Annotated in this window: 9 protein-coding genes and 3 pseudogenes; 9 read left to right on the top strand and 3 right to left on the bottom strand. The window is 72.8% G+C overall.

The window, feature by feature from the left end; all coding sequences use genetic code 11:
- Nucleotides 1-177: 177 nt before the first annotated feature.
- Nucleotides 178-375 carry a hypothetical protein gene (locus tag OG870_RS42295; protein WP_266841710.1) on the bottom strand — a complete coding sequence of 66 codons (198 nt, stop codon included), beginning with the start codon at nt 373-375 and terminating at the stop codon, nt 178-180.
- A gap of 15 nt (nt 376-390) precedes the next feature.
- Between OG870_RS42295 and OG870_RS42290 the strand changes: the two are divergent.
- A pseudogene (locus OG870_RS42290) lies at nt 391-1,065 on the top strand (SDR family NAD(P)-dependent oxidoreductase).
- 135 nt (nt 1,066-1,200) lie between these two features.
- On the opposite strand, the gene OG870_RS42285 reads toward OG870_RS42290, so the two are convergent.
- Nucleotides 1,201-2,211 (bottom strand): helix-turn-helix domain-containing protein, encoded by a 1,011-nt coding sequence (locus OG870_RS42285; RefSeq protein WP_266527663.1) that lies wholly within the window; start codon nt 2,209-2,211, stop codon nt 1,201-1,203.
- Between the two features lie 55 nt (nt 2,212-2,266).
- Complete coding sequence (locus OG870_RS42280) at nt 2,267-3,472, bottom strand: cysteine desulfurase-like protein (RefSeq protein ID WP_266526747.1); 1,206 nt, start codon at nt 3,470-3,472, stop codon at nt 2,267-2,269.
- A 114-nt stretch (nt 3,473-3,586) separates the two neighbouring features.
- On the opposite strand from OG870_RS42280, the pseudogene OG870_RS42275 reads away from it, so the two are divergent.
- The 8 genes and pseudogenes from OG870_RS42275 to OG870_RS42240 form a co-directional block, all read left to right on the top strand.
- Nucleotides 3,587-4,418, top strand: a pseudogene (locus OG870_RS42275) (vWA domain-containing protein); the annotation flags it as partial.
- A gap of 77 nt (nt 4,419-4,495) precedes the next feature.
- Nucleotides 4,496-5,764, top strand: a complete 1,269-nt coding sequence (locus tag OG870_RS42270; RefSeq protein ID WP_266841708.1) for a glycosyltransferase family 4 protein — start codon at nt 4,496-4,498, stop codon at nt 5,762-5,764.
- Entirely contained in the window at nt 5,757-6,605 is an 849-nt protein-coding gene (locus tag OG870_RS42265) for a hypothetical protein (RefSeq protein WP_266841706.1), read from the top strand. Before OG870_RS42270 ends, OG870_RS42265 begins: the two co-directional genes overlap by 8 nt.
- A gap of 20 nt (nt 6,606-6,625) precedes the next feature.
- A pseudogene (locus OG870_RS42260) lies at nt 6,626-7,105 on the top strand (nucleoside deaminase); the annotation flags it as partial.
- Between the two features lie 95 nt (nt 7,106-7,200).
- Nucleotides 7,201-8,040: a PaaX family transcriptional regulator gene (locus tag OG870_RS42255; protein ID WP_266526758.1), complete on the top strand. Its 840-nt coding sequence runs from the start codon at nt 7,201-7,203 to the stop codon at nt 8,038-8,040.
- 216 nt (nt 8,041-8,256) lie between these two features.
- On the top strand, nt 8,257-9,867 hold the full coding sequence (locus OG870_RS42250) for an MFS transporter (protein WP_266526760.1): 1,611 nt from the start codon (nt 8,257-8,259) through the stop codon (nt 9,865-9,867).
- 128 nt (nt 9,868-9,995) lie between these two features.
- A complete protein-coding gene (locus OG870_RS42245; RefSeq protein ID WP_266526762.1) occupies nt 9,996-10,160 on the top strand; it encodes a hypothetical protein in 165 nt (54 codons plus the stop codon).
- Between the two features lie 187 nt (nt 10,161-10,347).
- Complete coding sequence (locus OG870_RS42240; RefSeq protein WP_266587020.1) at nt 10,348-18,456, top strand: type I polyketide synthase; 8,109 nt, start codon at nt 10,348-10,350, stop codon at nt 18,454-18,456.
- Nucleotides 18,457-18,473 lie beyond the last annotated feature (17 nt).

The raw sequence follows: 18,473 nt of genomic DNA, 5'->3' as shown, positions 1-18,473 counted from the left end.
GCAAGCGCGGCTTGGGCTGTCAGGGGTTTGCTCAGTAGCTTGCTGCCAGTGGGCGGTGAGACGCTGATCAGCTGTATGCCCGTCATCGTCGCGCAATCCGACCTGTGACGTCCATGAACAGTTGCTGCACCCGACCTTTGGCCCGCTGTACGACGGCGCGCACCCCGTCGTCGGGCCTCAGGGCGCGGACCGGACCGCGCCGTCCTCAAGTCGCCCGTCGCGGGCCGCTTCCTGCTCCTTGGGCAACGGTGCGACGGCCGCGCCCCTGCGCCGGGCGGTCAGGAAGAGGCCTGCCGCAACGACGGCCGCGGTCAGGCCGAGCAGGCCGACGGCGGCGGCCAGGGTGCCGAGGCCTGACTCGGCCGCGATCAGCACCAGCGGGCAGATGAACTGGCCGATGAGGCGCTGACCCGGGCCGGGGCGGTGGTCGTCGCCACCGATGTGACCGAGGCTCCGGGCTGTCTGCGTCTGGACGTCACCGACGCGGCGAGGTGGGCGGCGCTCGCGGAAGGGCTGCGCTGCCAGTACGGAGACGTCCACGGCCTGGTCGACAACGCCGACGTCACCTGGCGCCCGCGGCTCCGCGAGGTCACGGCCGAGGACTTCGCCCGCGTCCACGCGGTCAACGTCACCGGCCCGCTGCTGGGCATCCACACCTGGCGCCGTTGATGCCGCCGGGCTCGTCGATCGTCAACGTCGGCTCGGCCGCCGGGCTCACCGGGCACTACCCGGTCGCGTACACGGCCGGCAAGTGGGCGCTGCGCGGCCTGTCGAAGGCGGCCTGTGTAGAGCTGGGCCCGCGGGGCATCCGTGTGAACACCGTCCATCCCGGCTTCATCGAGACCGAGATGACCGCCTCCGCCGCGCCCGCCTTCCGCGAGGCGAACATCCGCGAGACGCCGCTGGCCCGCACCGGCACCGTCGACGAGATCACCCCGCTGCTGGTGTTCCTCGTCTCCGACGACGCGCCCTTCACCACCGGCGCCGAGATCCCCGTCGACGGCGGCCACCGCACACTGCGGCGCCAAGTCCGTCTCCGACGCCCTGCGGCCGGTTTCCGACTGACCTCCGGGGCCGATGGCTGCGGGGCCAGGACTCCCCCGCAGTCCTGGCCCCGCCTTGATCCGCTCGTACTTCCCTCGCGGTGATCACAAGGATGCACAGGAGGTCACCGCTGTGTCGTTGGCGGCCGGTCCACACCTACTTGGCGGAGAGTCCACGCCCGGGCGGTGTCTGTGCACGGTCCGCGGCGGACGCCACCTCGCGGAACTCGCTCGGTGGAACGCCGTGGGCGGTGCGGAAGGCCCGGGTGAACTCGGCGGCGCGGGGGTAACCCCACCGGGCGCCGACGGCATGGATCGGCAGCGTGCGCAGGGCCGGGTCGGCGAGATCGCGGCAGGCGTTCTTCAGCCGTTGATCGCGGATGTAGGAGGCGACGGTGGTGCCCTCGGCCTGGAAGAGGCGGTACAGGTAGCTGCGTGAGATGTGGTGCGCGGCGGCGATCCGGGCGGGTGTCAGTTCGTGGTCGTGGAGGTGGCGGCGGATGAACGACTTGATGCGCAGGGTCAGCGTTCGTGTGCGGGTCTCGGGCGGCAACTCGCGGTCGGCGTCCAGGCTGTGGGCGAAAACCGCGGTCACCAGGTCGGCGACGACGGTTCCCAGCCGGGGCGCGTCGAGGGGCTGGTAGGGCGCGGTGTCCGAGACCAACTGGACCAGGAACTGCGCCAGCAGCGCGCCAACCCCCTCGCGGCCCGAGATCCGGCCGCCGACCACCCGCTCCGCCCGGTGCGCGGGCAGTGGCACCAGGGCCCGCGGTATCTCGACTCCGATGAGGGCGACCGGGTCGGGGCCGGTGCACACTTCCCACGAACGCGACGAGCTGTTGGTGTGGATGTCGTCGATCCGGTAGGCGACCTGCTGTCTGCCCCAGTTGGCCGCTCCTTCTCCCCGTCTCAGCAGGGAGAGGTGGTAGACCTCGGGATCGGACTGCCGGACGAGCTTCGGTGTCCGACGGAAGACCAGGTGGTCGAAGGCCGCCGGCCATATGGTCACGTCCCCCAGGCCGACCAGGCGCTGCTCCCCTCGGTAGTCCGCGGCGCGGTCGCTGGCGAGCTGCATGGGCGCATGTGTGCGGCCCATGCGCTCGGTCCAGGCCTCGAACCGGTCGCCCGCCGGGAGATCCGCGGTCCGGAAGACCGATTCGTGCAGCACGGCCGTAGTCAACCACACGACCTTGACGGCACAGTCAGATGTCCGGACCCTCTGCTCAGAGCGTGAGGAAGTCGGACAGCCCGGTCAGCAGCCGGTCGACGTCCTGCGGGCTGTTGTAGGGCGCGAGGCCGATGCGCAGGCCGCCGGTGTCGCCGAGGCCGAGGTGGCGGGAGGCCTCGACGGCATAGAAGGATCCCGACGGGGCGTGGACGCCGCGCTCCGCGAGGAAGCGGTACGCGTCCGTCGTGGAGCGGCCCTCGAAGGTCAGCAGCAGGGTGGGGGTGCGGTCGGCCGCCCTGGAGTGGACCGTGATGCCGTCGAGCGAGGACAGGCCCTTGTCGATCTGGGTGCGCAGGCCTGCTTCGTGCGCTTCGAGCGCCGCGAAGGCCGCGATCAGGCGCTGCCGTCGCGTTCCCGTGGCGCTCGCGTCGAGACCGGCGAGGAAGTCGACGGCCGCCCTGGTGCCCGCGAGGAACTCGTAGGGCAGCGTGCCCAGTTCGAAGCGCTCGGGGACCACGTCGGTGGAGGGAAGGAGCTTGTCCGGCCGCAGGGTGTCCAGCAACTCGGGCCGGGCGGCGAGGACTCCATGGTGCGGGCCGAGGAGCTTGTACGCGGAGCAGACGAAAAAGTCCGCGCCGAGCGTCTCCAGGTCGACCAGCGTGTGGGCGGCGTAATGGACGCCGTCGACATAGGTGAGCGCCCCCACCTCGCGGGCCAGGCCGGCGATCTCGGTGATCGCGGGGCGCGTGCCGATCAGGTTGGAGGCGGCGGTGACGGCGACCAGACGGGTGCGCTCGGACAGCACGGCACGGATGTCGTCGGTGGTCAACTCGCCGGTGGCGGGGTCGAATTCGGCCCAGCGTACGGTGGCTCCGGCGCGTTCGGCGGCCTGCACCCAGGGTCGGATGTTGGCGTCGTGGTCGAGGCGGGTGACGACCACCTCGTCCCCGGGCTGCCACGTCTTGGCGAGGGTGCGGGAGAAATCGTAGGCGAGCTGGGTGGCACTGCGGCCGAACACGATCCCCGACGGGCCCGCGGCCAGCAGGTCGGCCATGGCCCGACGGGTCTCGACGACGATGCTCTCGGCGTTGCGCTCCCCCGGCACCCCGTGGCCCCGGTTCGACAGCGGGTTGGACAGCGCGTCGACGATGGCCCGGATGACGGGCTCCGGGGTCTGGGTGCCACCGGGTCCGTCGAAGTGCGCCGTTCCGGCCTGCAGAGCGGGGAATCGGGAGCGGATGGCGGCGATGTCGTACGTCACGAGAAGCTCCTGTGGATACCGGACCGAGGCAAAGATCCTCCGCGATCGCCGACTCCGTGGCAACAGGACGCTCAGCCACCTCCGCGCGGGACGCGGGACGGACCCCGCGCCGCCGGGCTGTCCGCGGGGCAGCTCATGGAGGACTACCTGCGCCGGTTCACCCTCGGCGCGCGGACGCAGAGCATGGCCTGGCTGGACTGCGGCAGCGGCAGCGGCAGCGGCAGCGGCGCGGACGGGCTGGAGCGGGAGTGGGAACCGGGGCCGGAGGGCGCGCAGGAACGGGACGCGGTGCCGTTCCGGGTGGCGCAGGGCTCAAGGCCCTCCGGGAAGCGCCCCGGAAGGGTGGCGGACGTGGGCCGAGGAGGTCTTCCATCCGCCGCAGCCGTGGTGGGAGTTGCTGGGCGCCGCGGTCCGCTCCGCCGCCTCCGGACCGGGCGCGGGTGAGGACTACGGCTACGGCCGGCCCTCGCGGCGCTCGGCCGGGACGCCCGGCGTCGTCCTGCCGAGCCTGCTGTGCACGCAGCCCCCGGTCTCGGTGGTCATCGACACGTCCGCGTCGGTCAGCGAAACCGAGCTGGGCAGTGCCCTCCTGGAGGTCGCGGCGATCGCCCGTGCCGTGGGCGGCCGTCGCGACCTGGTCACCGTGGTGCCGTGCGACGCGGCGGCCCGGATCGCGCACCCGCTGTGCCGTGCCGAGGGCGTTCCCCTGCCGGCCGGTGGCGGTACGGATCTGCGCGCGGGCTTCGCCAGGGCGCTGCGCACGCGGCCGCGCCCCGATGTCGTGGTCGTGCTGACGGACGGTCAGACGCCGTGGCCGGACATGCGACCGGCGTGCCGGACGGTGGTGGATCTGTTCTCCCGGCACTCGGCGAACTGGGACGAGGACGACCCCGGATACGTGCCGGACACGCCGCCCGCCTGGGCCCGGGTGGTCCACATCGGGTAGTCCCCCGCAGCCGGGTTGACGACTACGAAGTGGTAACAGACCGCAACTATAGGGGAGTTGCCGTGGTCCAGTCCGGCATGAAGATCTCTTTCCTTCTCCACAACGCCTACGGGATCGGAGGCACGATCGCCACCACGTTCAACCTGGCCCAGGCGCTGGCCGAGCGGCACGAGGTCGAGATCGTCTCGGTGCTGCGGCACCGGGAGCGTACGAACTTCACCCTGGACCCGGCGGTGACGCTGCGGCCGCTGGTGGACCTCAGACAGGACAAGGAGCACGCGTTGCACCAGCGGCCGGCGAGGGTGTTTCCCCGCGCCGAGTACCGGTACCGGCAGTACAGCGAGTTGACCGACCGGCGGATCCGCGAGTGCCTCGCCGCCATCGACGCCGACGTGGTGATCGGCACCCGGCCGGGCCTCAATGTGCACCTCGCGCTTCAGGCCCCGCGGCACGTCGCCCGGGTCGGGCAGGAGCACCTCACGCTGGACAACCACTCGCCCCGGCTGCGGGGTGCGCTGCGCCGGGCCTACCGCAGGCTGGACGTGCTCACCACGGTGACCGAGGCCGACGCCGGGGCCTACCGGCGCAAGATGCGGCTGCCGGGCGTACGGGTCCAGGCTCTGCCCAACAGCGTGCCGGATCCGGCGCTGCCGGCCGCGGACGGCAACGCGAAGGTGGTCGTCGCGGCCGGGCGGCTGGTCCCGGTGAAACGCTACGACCTGCTCATCGAGGCCTTCGCGCTGGTCGCCGCGGAGCGCCCCGACTGGCAGCTGCGCATCTACGGCAAGGGCGAGGAACACGACCGGCTGCGGGGGCTGGTCGCGGATCTCGGACTGTGCAACAACGTGTTCCTGATGGGGGCTGCGGCTCCCATGGAGGCGGAGTGGGTCAAGGGCTCGATCGGTGTGGCAGCGTCCAACTTCGAGCCGTTCGGCATGACGATCGTCGAGGCGATGCGCTGCGGTCTGCCGGTGGTGAGCACCGACTGTCCCCACGGCCCCGGCGAGATCATCGCGGACGGGGTCGACGGCCGACTGGTGCCCGTCGGGGACCGTGACGCGCTCGGCGCGGCGCTGCTGGACCTGGTGCGCGACGACGAGCGGCGCCGCCGTTCGGGCCGCGCGGCCCTGGAGAACGCGCGGCGGTTCGCTCCCGGCCCGGTGGTCGAGCAGGCCGAACACCTGCTGAACGAGGCGGTCTCGGCGAGAAGAGCGGGCCGGCGGGTCGCCACTGGACGCGCCCGCGTGCACCACACGCTGGTCAGCCAGGGCTTCGCGGCCCGCGACGCCGCGATCACCTCGGCCGGCACCGTACGCCGGACGCTGCGAGGAGGCGGTGGTGAGTGACGGTAGGGGCAGCGCCGGGGTGCGTACGGAACCGCGCGTCGGCTGCGCGGTCGACGCGGACGGCCGGATCACCCTCGACCTGTCGCTGCCGTCCGCCGAGGCCGAAAGGCCGCAGTTGCTGCTGCGGCTGCGTCCGAAGAAGGGCCGGCCCGAGCAGGCTCTCCACGTCCTGGACCTGGAGCCCGCCGGCGAGGGACGCGTGCGCGCCGCCTTGGGCGGACAGCCGGTGCTCGCGGAGGGCCGGTGGGACGTGTACCTGCTGGGACCGGGAGACGAGCGGCAGCGTCTGCGCCCCGGCCTGCGCGATCTGCGCGCCCTGGTCGACGGCCACCTCCGTGACCGGCCGTCGCCGGTGGCCGTCCGGATCCCCTACGTCACCAAGGACGGCTGTCTCGCGGTACGGGCCTGGTTGCGCCCCGCGCACGCCGAGGTCGACGGCATCGACGTCGACGTGGCGGCGGGGTCGACGACGGTGGGGGCTCGCCTGCACGGCACGTCGCTCCTCGCGGGAGCCGTCGTACGCCTGCGTCTGCGCGGGAGCGACGGTGCCGAACACACCCTGGAGCCGCAGGCCGGAAGCGACGGCCGGAGCTTCTCCTTCACGCTCGACCACGCGGAGTTGGCGGCCGCGACGGAACGGGGGACGGGGGCGGGAAGCGGTGTCTGGAACGTTTTCGTGCAGCCTTCGGCGAAGGCACCTGTCATCCGGCTCGCCCGTCTCCTCGACGACGTGGCGGACCGCAAGGAGGTCTTCGTCTACCCGCCGGTGACCGCGGGAGGTGTCGCGCTGTGTACCTACTACACGGTCGACAACGATCTCTCCGTGGAGGTGCGGAGATGAAGGGGGCCTGTTGAGGAGGCGACCGCAACTGGCGTGAGGGCGACGGCGGCCCGTTCGCGGCGCTCGTCCCCGAGCGGGAGACAGGACGGATCGTGTCCGTCGGCGCGAACGTCGTGCTCGCCTCCGGCGTCTCCAGCGCCCACGCCTAGGTCGTCGCGCTGGGCCTGGCCCAGACCGCGACCGGCAGCTGGGACCTCGGGGGCGACGGGCTGCCGGCGCACGAGCCGGCCGTCAACTGGCGTCCGTGCGTGCAGTGTTACGGCGCGACCATGTGGTCCGGGGTCCGGGGTGCGGGGTCCGGTGGTCGCGGGCGAGGGCCCGGAGCTGGCGGAGATCACCACGTTCGACGAGGGTCCGGTCGGCTCGGACTGGGCCGGCAGTCCGAGGCTCGCGGCATCGAGGTCGTGGAGGACGTGCTCCGGGACGAGGCCCTCACCGTCGTCCGCGCCTGCCGGCAGGCCGTCGACTCCGGCGAGGTCACCGTCCACAACGCGCGCGGTCGGCGAGTGAGACCGGAGAACGTGCGGAGGCGCCGAGTGAGGCCGGCGGCCGCCCCGACGGCCCCGGATTCCAGGCGCGGATCTACTCTGGCCCCGTGACCAGCTTCGATCAGGCGGGAGGCGCGCCCCGGCCGCAGTCGCTGATGCTGAGTTTCTTCGGCATCCACGTCCTGGACCGGGACGTCGCCGTGTCGGCGAGCAGCCTGATCGACGTGTTCGGGCAGGCCGGGATCACCGAGGACGCCGTACGGTCGACGCTCACCCGCATGGTCAAGCGCGGCCTGCTGGACCGGCACCGCAGGGGCCGTAAGACCTACTTCGGACCGACAACCCGTGCCACCCGCGTGCTGCGGGACGGCCACGACCGGATCTGGCACACCGGCGCCGTCAACCGGGACTGGGACGGCACCTGGACCCTGGTCGGCTTCTCCCTGCCGGAGTCCTGGCGCAGCGAGCGGCACGATCTGCGGTCCCGGCTGATGTGGAACGGTTTCGGCCCGTTGCAGAGCGGCCTGTGGGTCGCGCCGGGCACGGTGGACGTGCCCGAGGTTGTCGCGGGACTCGGCGTCGACCCGTATCTGAGGGTCTTCCAAGGCGCCACGGCCGTCGCCCCGACCGACGCCCGCACGGTCCTGCACACGGCGTTCGACGTGGAGTCCGTCGCGAAGGGGTACGAGGCGTTCCTGACGCGGTGGGGCACGGACGAGGCCCGGGGCGCGGACGGGACGGGTGTGCTCGTACGGCAACTGCTGCTGCACACCGACTGGTTGGAGCAGGTCCGCCAGGACCCGCACCTGCCGGCCGAGCACCTGCCCGAGGACTGGCCCGCGGCCCGCGCGGAGGAGCACTTCCACGAGCTGGCGCACCGCTACGAGGAGCCGGCCCGCCAGGAGGCCGGAAGGGCGCTGGACGTGATCCGGACGACGGCCCCGTAGCACCTGCCCGCGCACCGCCCACTCGCTGTCGCTGTCTCTGTCTCTTGCCACCTGCGGACAGGCCTGCGTTTCGTTATTGGGCAATCTATTGACCGTCGTCGAAAAACTGCCCTACATTCATCGCGTTCCCGGCGTCCCGGCATCGCCCCAAGCTGCAGAAAGCACACAGCAGCACAAGCCGCCTCAGCCGCACAAGCCGCTCAAAGGGGAGCTCACGTGTCCACCGAAACGCGCGCCCAATCCGGTTCCACCACCGCCTCACCACCATCCGGTGGACTGCCCATCGGCACCCTCATCGCCGGCTGCTTCGCCGTCTGTCTCGCGCAGATCGCCCTCGCCATGCCGGCCACGCTGAACGGGCTCTTCCAGGAGGACCTGCACCCCGTCGGTTCGCAGCTGACCTGGATCTCGGACGCGTTCCTGCTGCCCGTCTCCGTCCTGGAGCTGACCTTCGGCGTCCTCGGCGACCTCTTCGGCCGCAAGCGGCTGCTGGTCGGCGGCGGTGGACTGCTCGTGGTCGGCGAGGCGCTCGCCGCCTCCGCGACCGGCATCCACATGCTCTGGGTGGGCCAGGCCATAGCCGGCCTGGGCGCCGCGGCCCTCTTCCCCACCTCGCTCGCCATGATCGCCGCGGGCACGCACTCGGCCAAGGACCGCGCCCGCACCATCACGATCTGGGCCGCGGCCCTCTCCAGCGGTGGCTTCGTCGCCCCCGTCCTGGGCGGCATCACCGGCAACTACGGCTCCTGGCGCTGGGCGTTCATCATCGTCACCGGCCTGGCCCTGATCAGTACCGTGCTCAGCCAGCTGCTGGCGCACAACTCCAGTGCTCCAGAAGGCCGTTCACTCGACCTGGCCGGCCAGATCACCATCGGCGTCGGTATGTTCGCCCTGCTCTACGCCGTGATCCAGGGCCCGGCGGACGGCTGGACCGCGAGGCCCGTGGTGATCGCCTACGTCGTGGCGGCGCTGTTCATCACTCTGTTCGTCGTGGCCGAACACCGGGCCGCCTCACCGCTGTTGAGGCTGGACCTGTTCAAGAACCGGGCGTTCGCGGTGGCGTCGTTCGTCGCGGTGGTCGGCATGTTCAGCTACCTCGGCACCGCCTACGCGACCAGCATCCGGCTCGGCCCGGTCCAGCACCAGAGCCCGCTGCGGGGTTCGTTCGCCTTCATCCTGCTCAACGCCTGGACGCTGCTGCTGATGCCGCTGATCTCCCGGCTGCTGGAGAAGGTCAGCCCGAGGTGGGTGCTGGGTACCGGTCTGGCGCTCATGGCAGCGGGAGACTTCCTCGCCGCCACTCTCTCGGTCCACGACCGCGCGCTGACCTCGCTCATCCTCCCGATCGGCCTGGTCGGCATCGGCTTCGCGCTCACGGTCTCCTCGATCACGTCGACCGCCGTCAACACGGTGGAGGTCCACTACGCGGGCATGGCCAGCGCCTCTACCAGCCTGCTCCGCGACTTCGGCTTCACCCTCGGCCCGGCGGTCATCGGCGCGATCGCGCTGAGCCGCGCGGCGGACGAGTTCACGTCCAAGCTGGCCTCCTCGCACCTCTCGGCCGAGGTCAAGGCGGCCGCGGGCCAGGTGGCGGCGGAGGGCGGCCCCCTCGCCTCCAACTCGGTCCCGCCCTCGTCCCCACCGGGCGGCGCGGCCCCCATCGCCCTGGAGGCCCTCGGCAACGGCTACGCCATCGGCTACGTGGTCTGCGGCATCGCGGCGCTGGCCTGCTGTCTTCTGAGCGTGGTCGCGCTGCGCGGGAAGGGCGACCAGGACGCGACGGTGGGCATCACCAAGGAAGAGGAGGAGCAGCCCACGGCCGCCTGACCGACCTCCGTCGGCCTGGTCACAGGACATTTTCACTATGAGCACAGAAAGCATATCGGCGCGCCACAGCCGTACGTGACCGTGTTTCTCCGGACGACTCACGCGACACGATTAAGGACCACAGGACTGTGACACCCGACCCATCCGGAAACGAACCGGTCTACGAAAGCCTGCTACGTGAGCGCGGCGACGTCGTGGCGGAAGCCCGCGTGGCGGCCGAACACATGCAGCACCAGGCACCGCAGGAGCTGAGCAGCTACCAGTGGGTTCCGTCGGAGCCCGGCCCTCAGTGAGCCCTCCGCAGGGGCGGACCGAGCACGAACGCCGCACCGCCCGCCCCTGCGCCCGGCTCGACACCCCGCGCGCCACCGAGCCGCATCGTCTCGATCACGCGGCCCCCTCCCCGTAGGCTCAACCTCGTTGGCCTGCACGGAGATTGACGGCCGTCGTGCCCCCGGCACGCGCCGGAGGGGCGGGAAGATGACGTACGACGGGCTGATCCGGCCGCTGCCGGAGCTGCTGAAGACGCACGCGGAGAGGTCGCCGTCCCACATCGCGTTCGCCGACGACCTGCGCGCCGTCACCTACGAGGAGTTGGAACGGCGCACCCGTCGACTGGCCGTGCACCTCGCCCGCACGGGCCTACGGCGCGGCGACCGGGTCGCGATCTGTCTGGGCAACTGCGTGGAGATGGTCGAGAGCATCCTGGCCGTCGTCAGGGCCGGGGCGATCGGCGTGCCCCTCAATCCCCGCTCGTCCGACGCCGAACTCGCCCATTTCATCGAGGACAGCGGCGCCTCGGTCCTCGTCACCGATTCCGCGCACCTGGCCCGCCTGCACCGCCTCGACCGCGGACACGGCCGGATACGCGTCGTACTCACCGGCTCGGGACCGGTACCGGGCGACGCCCCGGACGGCACGGTCCTCTTCTCCACCATCACCGCCGAGCCCTCTTCGGAGGGGCCGCCCCGTGACGACCTCGGGCTCGACGAGCCGGCCTGGATCCTCTACACCTCGGGCACCACACACCGGCCCAAGGGTGTCGTGTCCACGCAGCGCGCCGCGCTGTGGTCGGCGGCAGCCTGCTACGCCCCGCTGTTCGGGCTCTCACCCGAGGACCGGCTGCTGTGGCCGCTGCCGCTGTTCCACAGCTTCGGGCACTCCTTCGCCGTCCTGGCCGTCACCGCCGTCGGCGCGAGTGCCAGGATCACCGCCGACCTCCTCCCACCCGACGGCCTCCTGCGGGAGCTGCGCACACCTCACACCGCCCTGGGCGGCTCCTACACCCTCCTGGCCGGGGTGCCCGCCACCTACCACCAGCTGCTGGCGTCGGCCCACAAGGCGCCGCCCCCTTCCCTGCCGGACCTGCGGACCTGCGTCGTGGCGGGCGCGCCGAGCACACCGGTTCTGCGCCGTACGGTCGAGCACCTGCTGGGGGCTCCGCTCCTCGACGCGTACGGCAGCACCGAGACCTGTGGCCTGATCGCGGCGAACCTTCCGGGCGGAGCACGCCTCGACGGTTCCTGCGGGCCGCCGATCCCGGGCGTGGAGGTGCGCGTCGTCGATCCGGGCTCCGGCAACGATGTCACGGACGGCGACGAGGGCGAGATCTGGGTGCGCGGGCCGAGCCTCATGACCGGTTACCACGACCGGCCCGAGGAGACGGAGACGGCCCTGCGGGACGGCTGGTACCACACCGGGGACCTCGGGCGGCGCCTCGCACACGGCCATCTCGCCCTCACCGGCCGGGTCAGCGAGCTGATCATCCGTGGCGGGGAGAACATCCACCCCACGGAGATCGAGCAGGCACTGCTGCGCTGCCCCGGCGTGCGGGACGCCGTCGTCGTGGGCACGCCGCACGAGATCCTCGGCGAGGTCCCGGTGGCCTACGTCGTTCCGGGACCGGACGGGTTCGACCCGCGGCGGGTCCTCGACGCATGCCGCGCCCGGTTGGCGGAGTACAAACTGCCCGTCGAGATCCGCGAGATCGGGGCCGTCCCCCGCACGGCGTCCGGCAAGATCGTCCGCCACGCGGTCGTCACGGGAGCCGCACGGCCCGCTGCCGGCGTCCCCACGGTCCCCTCTGTCCCCACGGACACGGAGGGGTCCCTGCGGCTGCGACTGCTGGCCCTGCCTCCGGACGGACGCGAGCGCGCGCTGCGCGAAGCGGTGCTCGCCGAGACGGCCGGCGTCTGCGGGGGCGGGGGCGGAGGCGGAGGGCACGAACGGCTCGACGCCGACAGCCCGTTCACCGATCTCGGGCTGACGTCGGTGGGCGCCGTGACGCTGATCGACCGTATCGGCGAGGCGACGGGCCTGCGGCTGCCCTCGACGCTGATCTTCGACCATCCCACGCCGGCCGCGCTGGCCAGGCAGGTGCACAGCACGCTCTTCGTCCCGGAGTCCACGGCTGCCCCGGACCCGGCCGCGCAGGCAGGACCGGACGCTCCCGTGGTGATCGTCGCCATGGCCTGCCGCTACCCGGGCGACGTCAACTCGCCCGAGGAACTATGGCAGTTGGTGTCGGAGGGCCGGGACGCGATCTCGGACTTCCCCACCGACCGGGGTTGGGACCTGGCCTCCCTCTACGACCCGGACCCGGACCGGACCGGCACCTCGTACACACGTAGCGGCGGATTCCTGCACACGGCCGCGGAGTTCGACGCGGGCCTCTTCCAGATCGCCCCGCGCGAGGCGCTCGCCATGGACCCGCAGCAGCGGCTGCTGCTGGAGACGTCATGGGAGGTCTGGGAGCGGGCCGGTATCGCCCCGGCGGCCCTGCGCGACAGCGACACGGGCGTCTTCGTGGGCGTCATGCACGGCGACTACGCCGGCCGCCTCACCCGGCACGAGCTGGAGGCCCATCTGGCCCTGGGCTCGACCGGCAGCGTGGCCTCGGGCCGGATCTCGTACGTCCACGGCCTGCGCGGGCCCTCGATCACGATCGACACGGCCTGCTCCTCCTCGCTGGTGGCACTGCACTGGGCGGCACAGGCGCTGCGCTCCGGCGAGTGCTCCCTGGCCCTGGCCGGCGGGGTCACGGTGATGGCGACACCGAATGCGTTCACGGCGTTCAGCCGCCAACGGAATCTCGCACCCGACGGGCGCTGCAAGTCGTTCTCGGCCTCGGCCGACGGCACCGCCTGGGCCGAGGGCGTGGGCCTCGTGCTGCTGGAGCGGCTGTCCGACGCCCGCCGCCACGGCCACCCGGTCCTGGCCGTGCTGCGCGGCTCCGCCGTCAACTCCGACGGCGCTTCCAACGGTCTGACGGCTCCCAACGGTCAGGCCCAACAGCGGCTGATCACCCGGGCGTTGACCGAGGCGGGCCTGCGCCCGGGCGAGGTGGACGTGGTGGAGGCGCACGGTACGGGCACCACGCTCGGCGACCCCATCGAGGCCCGGGCCCTGCTCGCCACGTACGGCCAGGGCCGGCCCGAGGACGGACCGCCGCTGTGGCTGGGTTCGGTCAAGTCCAACCTCGGGCACAGCCAGGCGGCCGCCGGCGTCGCCGGGGTCATCAAGATGGTGCAGGCCATGGGGCACAAGGCGCTGCCCCGGACGCTGCACGCACAGACACCCACACCCCACGCCGACTGGTCCTCGGGCCGGGTGGAACTGCTCACGGAGACGCGGCCCTGGCCTGCGACCGGCTCCGGACGGCGCCGGGCCGGTGTGTCGGCCTTCGGCATCGGCGGGACGAACGCGCACGTGATCCTGGAGGAGCCGCCCGAGCCGCCCGGCGCCGGGCCGGACGTCGGGGCGGTCGCGGCGCCCTGGCTGCTCTCCGGCGCCGACGAGGGCGCCCTTCGGGCCCAGGCCCGCCGTCTCGCGGACCACTTGGCGGCCCGGCCGGACCTCTCGGCGGCCGATGTCGGCTTCGCCCTGGCCGCATCCAGGTCCGCGCTCGCCCACCGGGCGATGGTCCCGGCCTCGGACCGGGCACGGATGACGGCCGCGCTGCGGGCGCTGGCCGAGGGCGGCGACAGCATCGACGCGGTGCGGGCCCTCGCGGATCCGGCCCTGCGCACGGCCTTCCTGTTCACCGGGCAGGGGGCCCAACGCGTGGGTATGGGCGCGGAGTTGCGCACCGCGTTCCCCGCTTTCGCTGCCGCCTTCGACGAGGTCTGCCGGGAGCTGGACGGCCATCTGGAGCGGCCGCTGGACCTGGTGCTGTCCGCCGGACGGGGTGCGCCTCAGGCTGCTCTGCTGGACCGTACGGACTTCACGCAGGCGGGTCTGTTCGCCTTCGAGGTGGCTCTGTTCCGGCTGCTGGAGTCCTGGGGTGTGCGCGCCGACTTCCTGGCCGGGCACTCGGTGGGGGAACTGGCGGCGGCGCACGTCGCCGGTGTACTGGATCTGCCCGATGCCGCCCAACTCGTCGCGGCGCGGGGCAGGTTGATGCAGGCTCTGCCCGCCGACGGGGCGATGGTGGCCCTGCACGCGACGGAGGACGAGGCCCGCGCGGCGCTGGAGAACGCCGGCGTGAGGGTGGCGATCGCCTCCGTCAACGGTCCGCGCTCGGTGGTGATCTCCGGCGTACGGGAGACGGTGCTCGCCGTCGCGGCCGGGTTCGAGGCGCGCGGCCGCAGGACCGTACGCCTGCGGGTCGGTCATGCCTTCCACTCGCCGCTGGTGGAGCCCATGCTCGACGACTTCCGGAGGGTCGCGGAGGGGCTGACGTTCCGGCCGCCGCGGATCCCGATGGTCTCCGCCGTGACAGGCCGTTTGGCCGAGGCCGGGGAGCTGTGTTCCGCTCAGTACTGGGTACGGCATGTCCGCCGGCCGGTGCGGTTCGCGGACGCCGTGCGCTCGCTCGGGGACAACGGCGTCTCGGCCTTCCTGGAGGTCGGCCCCGGTGCCGGGCTCACGACCGCGGCCGAGGACTGCCTGACCGGTGATGTCCTGTGCGTCGCCGCCGCGCGTGGCGGCGAGCCCGAGCCGGAGTCGCTTCTGTCCGCCGTGGCGCGGCTGCACGTGCGCGGGGCGCGTGTCGACTGGCCCGCCGTGTTCGCGGGCACCGGTGCCCGGCGGGTGGACCTGCCGACGTACGCCTTCCAGCGCCGCCGGTACTGGCTGGACGCGCCGCGCACCCCGGACCTCACGGCGTCCGCGCAGGGTCACCCGCTGCTGGGTCCGGGGTTCGCCGTGCCCGACACCGACCGCACGGTGTTCTCCGGTCTGCTCTCCCCCACCGCCCATCCGTGGCTCGCGGACCATGTGGTCGCCGGGACGGTTCTCGTCCCCGCGACGGTGTTCGTCGAGTCGGCCGTTCGGGCGGGCGGCGAGGTCGGTTGCGGCGCGCTCGACGAACTGCTGGTGCTCGCCCCGCTCACCCTGCCCCCGGCGACGACCGTACGCCTCCAGGTCGTCGTGGGCGCGGCGGACGATGGTGGCCGGCGACCTGTCGACATCTACGCCCGGCCGGACGAGCCGGACGCCGGGGACGCGGAGGACGCACCGGACGACTCCTGGACCCGGCACGCCACGGGGCTCGTCGGTCCGGCGCCGGAGCCGACGGCACCGCGGGAGACGGTGTGGCCACCGCAGGACGCGACCGAGATCGACCTCACCGACGCGTACGACAGTCTCGCGGACACGGGTCTGACCTACGGACCGGCCTTCCGTGGCGTACGGGCACTGTGGCGGCGCGGTGCCGAAGTGTTCGCGGAAGTCCGCCTGCCCGAAGGGGAGTTGGTGGCGGCCGACCGCTTCGGGATCCACCCCGCCCTGCTGGACGCGGCACTGCACGCACCGCTGCTCACAGAATCCGCACCCGACTCCGGTGCGGTCCGGGTGCCGTTCGCGTGGAACGGATTCCGCCTGTATGCGGCGGGCGCGACGACGGTTCGGGTACGGGTCGCTCCGGACGGGGCGGACACGGTCGCGGTGACGCTCGAAGACCCGGCGGGCCGCCCGGTGGCCCGAGTGGACGCCCTGACCACACGCGAACTTCCCGCCGCTGTCGACGACTTGGCGGGACGCGCCCTGTTCCGCCCCGAGTGGACCGCCGTGGCGGGCGAGCGTTCCGCGGACACCGCGCGCTGGGAGATCGTGGACGACGGACTGGACCTGCGCGGTTCGATCTCCGGCCTGCCCGACTCCGCCCCAGCCGAGCCGGACACCGTCGTCGTCACCGCCGTAGGCCCGGCGACGGACCCCGATCCCCTCACCGCCGCACACGCACTGACCGACCGGGTGCTCCGCACACTGCAGGACTGGCAGGACGACCCTCGGACGGCGGGCTCGCGCCTGGTGGTCGTCACCCGGGACGCCACCTCGCCGGAGCCGGACCTGGCCGGGGCCGCGGTGTGGGGGCTGGTGCGCGCGGCTCAGTCGGAGCTGCCCGGACGCATCGTCCTGGTCGACGTGGACGACCGGCCCGGCTCACTGCGGCGGCTGCCCGCGGCGGTGGCCACCGGAGAGCCTCAACTAGCCGTACGCGACGGGCAGTTGGCGGCGCCACGGCTGGCCGTCGCGGCGGCGGGAAGTTCGGGCGTGACCCTCCGTCCGGACGGCACCGCACTGATCACCGGCGGCACCGGTGCGCTGGGAGCGGAGCTCGCCCGCCACCTCGTCAGGTCGTACGGTGTACGACACCTGCTGCTGACCGGACGCCGCGGGCCGCAGGCGCCGGGCGCCGAGGAACTGCGGGCGGAACTGGCGGAGTTGGGCGCCGAGGTACGGATCGTCGCCTGTGACGCGGCCGACCGGGCCGCGCTGGCCGAGGTGATCAACGGCTGTGAACCCGCGGTGACCGCCGTGGTGCATGCCGCCGGGGTTCTGGACGACGGCGTGCTGGCGGCGCTGACCCCCGAGCGGATGGCCGCGGTGCTCCGGCCGAAGGCGGACGCGGCCTGGCACCTGCACGAGCTGACCCGGGACCTGGACCTGTCGGCGTTCGTCCTGTTCTCGTCCGTGTCCGGTCTGCTGGGCCGAGCCGGGCAGGGCAACTACGCGGCGGCGAACTCCTTCCTGGACGCCCTCGCCCGCAACCGTGCCCGGCTGGGGCTGCCGGCGATCTCCCTGGCCTGGGGGCCGTGGGAGTCCGAGGAGGGTATGGCCGGCCCGCAGCAGCGGAAGGGGGACATGCTCCGGCCGCTTACCGTGGCACAGGGGCTGGCCCTGTTCGACGCGGCGCTTCGCGGAGGGGAGCCCGTGCTGGCGCCCGTCCTGCTGGACCGGGCGGACCTCCGTTCCGCCGCGGAGCCCCTTCCGCCGCTTTTGCGCGGAGTGGTGCGCCCCCGCACGCCCGCCGCCGGGAGTGCTCTCCCCGGCCCCGAGCAGCCAGGGCAACCGGGAGCCTGGCGCAAGGTGCTCGCCGAGTTGCCCGCGGCTCAACGGACGGACGTACTTGCGGAGTTGATGAACGCCGACGTGGCGGAGGTGCTCGGGTACCCGGACGCCGACGCGCTCCCGGCGGGCAGGTCGTTCGGCGAGCTGGGCTTCGACTCCCTGATGGCGGTGCAGATCCGCAACCGGCTGAGCACGGCGCTACGGCTCAGGCTTCCCGCCGCCGTGGTGTTCGAGCATCCGACGGCCCAGGGACTGGCCCGCCACGTGCTCGGCCTGCTCGATGACGACCTGCCCGCGACGCCGCCGGACACAGGGCGAACACCGGATACCGGGCGGACACGGGACGGCGGACAGGCAGCGGACAGCGGACGGTCACCGGACAGCGGGCAGACCGCGGGCCCCGGGCAGGCATCCGGCCCGCGGCCCGCACAGTCCCTCTCCTCGCTCTATCGGCGGGTCTGCGAGGCCGGTCAGGTGGTCGCCGCGATGCAGATGCTGGTCACCGCGTCCTGGGCGGCGGCGACGTTCGACAGCGCCGACAGCCGGCGGCACGCTCTCGCGCCGCTGCGGCGCGCCACCGGTTCCGGGGGCGGTCCGGTGCTCGTGTTCTTCACGGGCACCCACCCGCCGTTCGCCGCTCCGGAAGGGGAGTTCGCCCGCTTCCACGGCTGTTTCCAGGGCGAGTTGGACGTACTTGAATTCCCGCATCCCGGCATCGGTGCGGGTGACGCGGTCCCGGCCGACCGGGAGACGCTGGCCCGCACGCACGCCGAGTCGGTGCTGCGGCACGTGGGCGACCGGCCCTTCGTGGTCGTCGGGGCCAGCACCGGGGGCGCCGTGGCGCACACGGTGACCCGGCGGCTGGAAGCCATGGGGGTCGCTCCCGTCGCGCAGGTGCTGCTGGACACGTACCTCGTCGACGACGGCAACAGCGACAAGGAGTGGCTGCTGGCCCTGCCCGCGGCCATCGCGCCGCGTCTGGGCGGCAACGAGTTCACCGGGGACGAGGACGCCGGGGTCGCGGCGCTGGGCGCGTACACCCGCATGTTCCTCGGCTGGGAGCCGGAGCCGGTCGCCACGCCGACCCTGCTGGTCCGCGCCACGCGGCCGACCCCGGAGATGGCGGCCGGCGCGGAAGCGGACGAGTGGCGGACCTCGTGGCCGCTGCCGCACACGCGGGTCGACGTCCCCGGCGACCACTTCTCTTTCCTGCAGGAACACTCCGGGACCACGGTGGCGGCCGTCCGCGCGTGGCTCGACTCCCTCGAAGGGGACTCGAAGGAGAAGGGTGACTGATTCGTGTTCCGACGGGC

Origin of the sequence: Streptomyces sp. NBC_00461, assembly GCF_036013935.1 — a bacterium.
GTDB lineage: Bacteria > Actinomycetota > Actinomycetes > Streptomycetales > Streptomycetaceae > Streptomyces.
The sequence above is the reverse complement of the archived record's forward strand: the minus strand, read 5'-3'. Positions and strand labels throughout refer to the sequence as shown.

Bases quoted from the DNA above. Each gene is read 5' to 3' on its own strand.
- OG870_RS42270 (WP_266841708.1), top strand. From the start codon at position 4,496: ATGAAGATCTCTTTCCTTCTCCACAACGCCTACGGGATCGGAGGCACG.
- OG870_RS42240 (WP_266587020.1), top strand. From the start codon at position 10,348: ATGACGTACGACGGGCTGATCCGGCCGCTGCCGGAGCTGCTGAAGACG.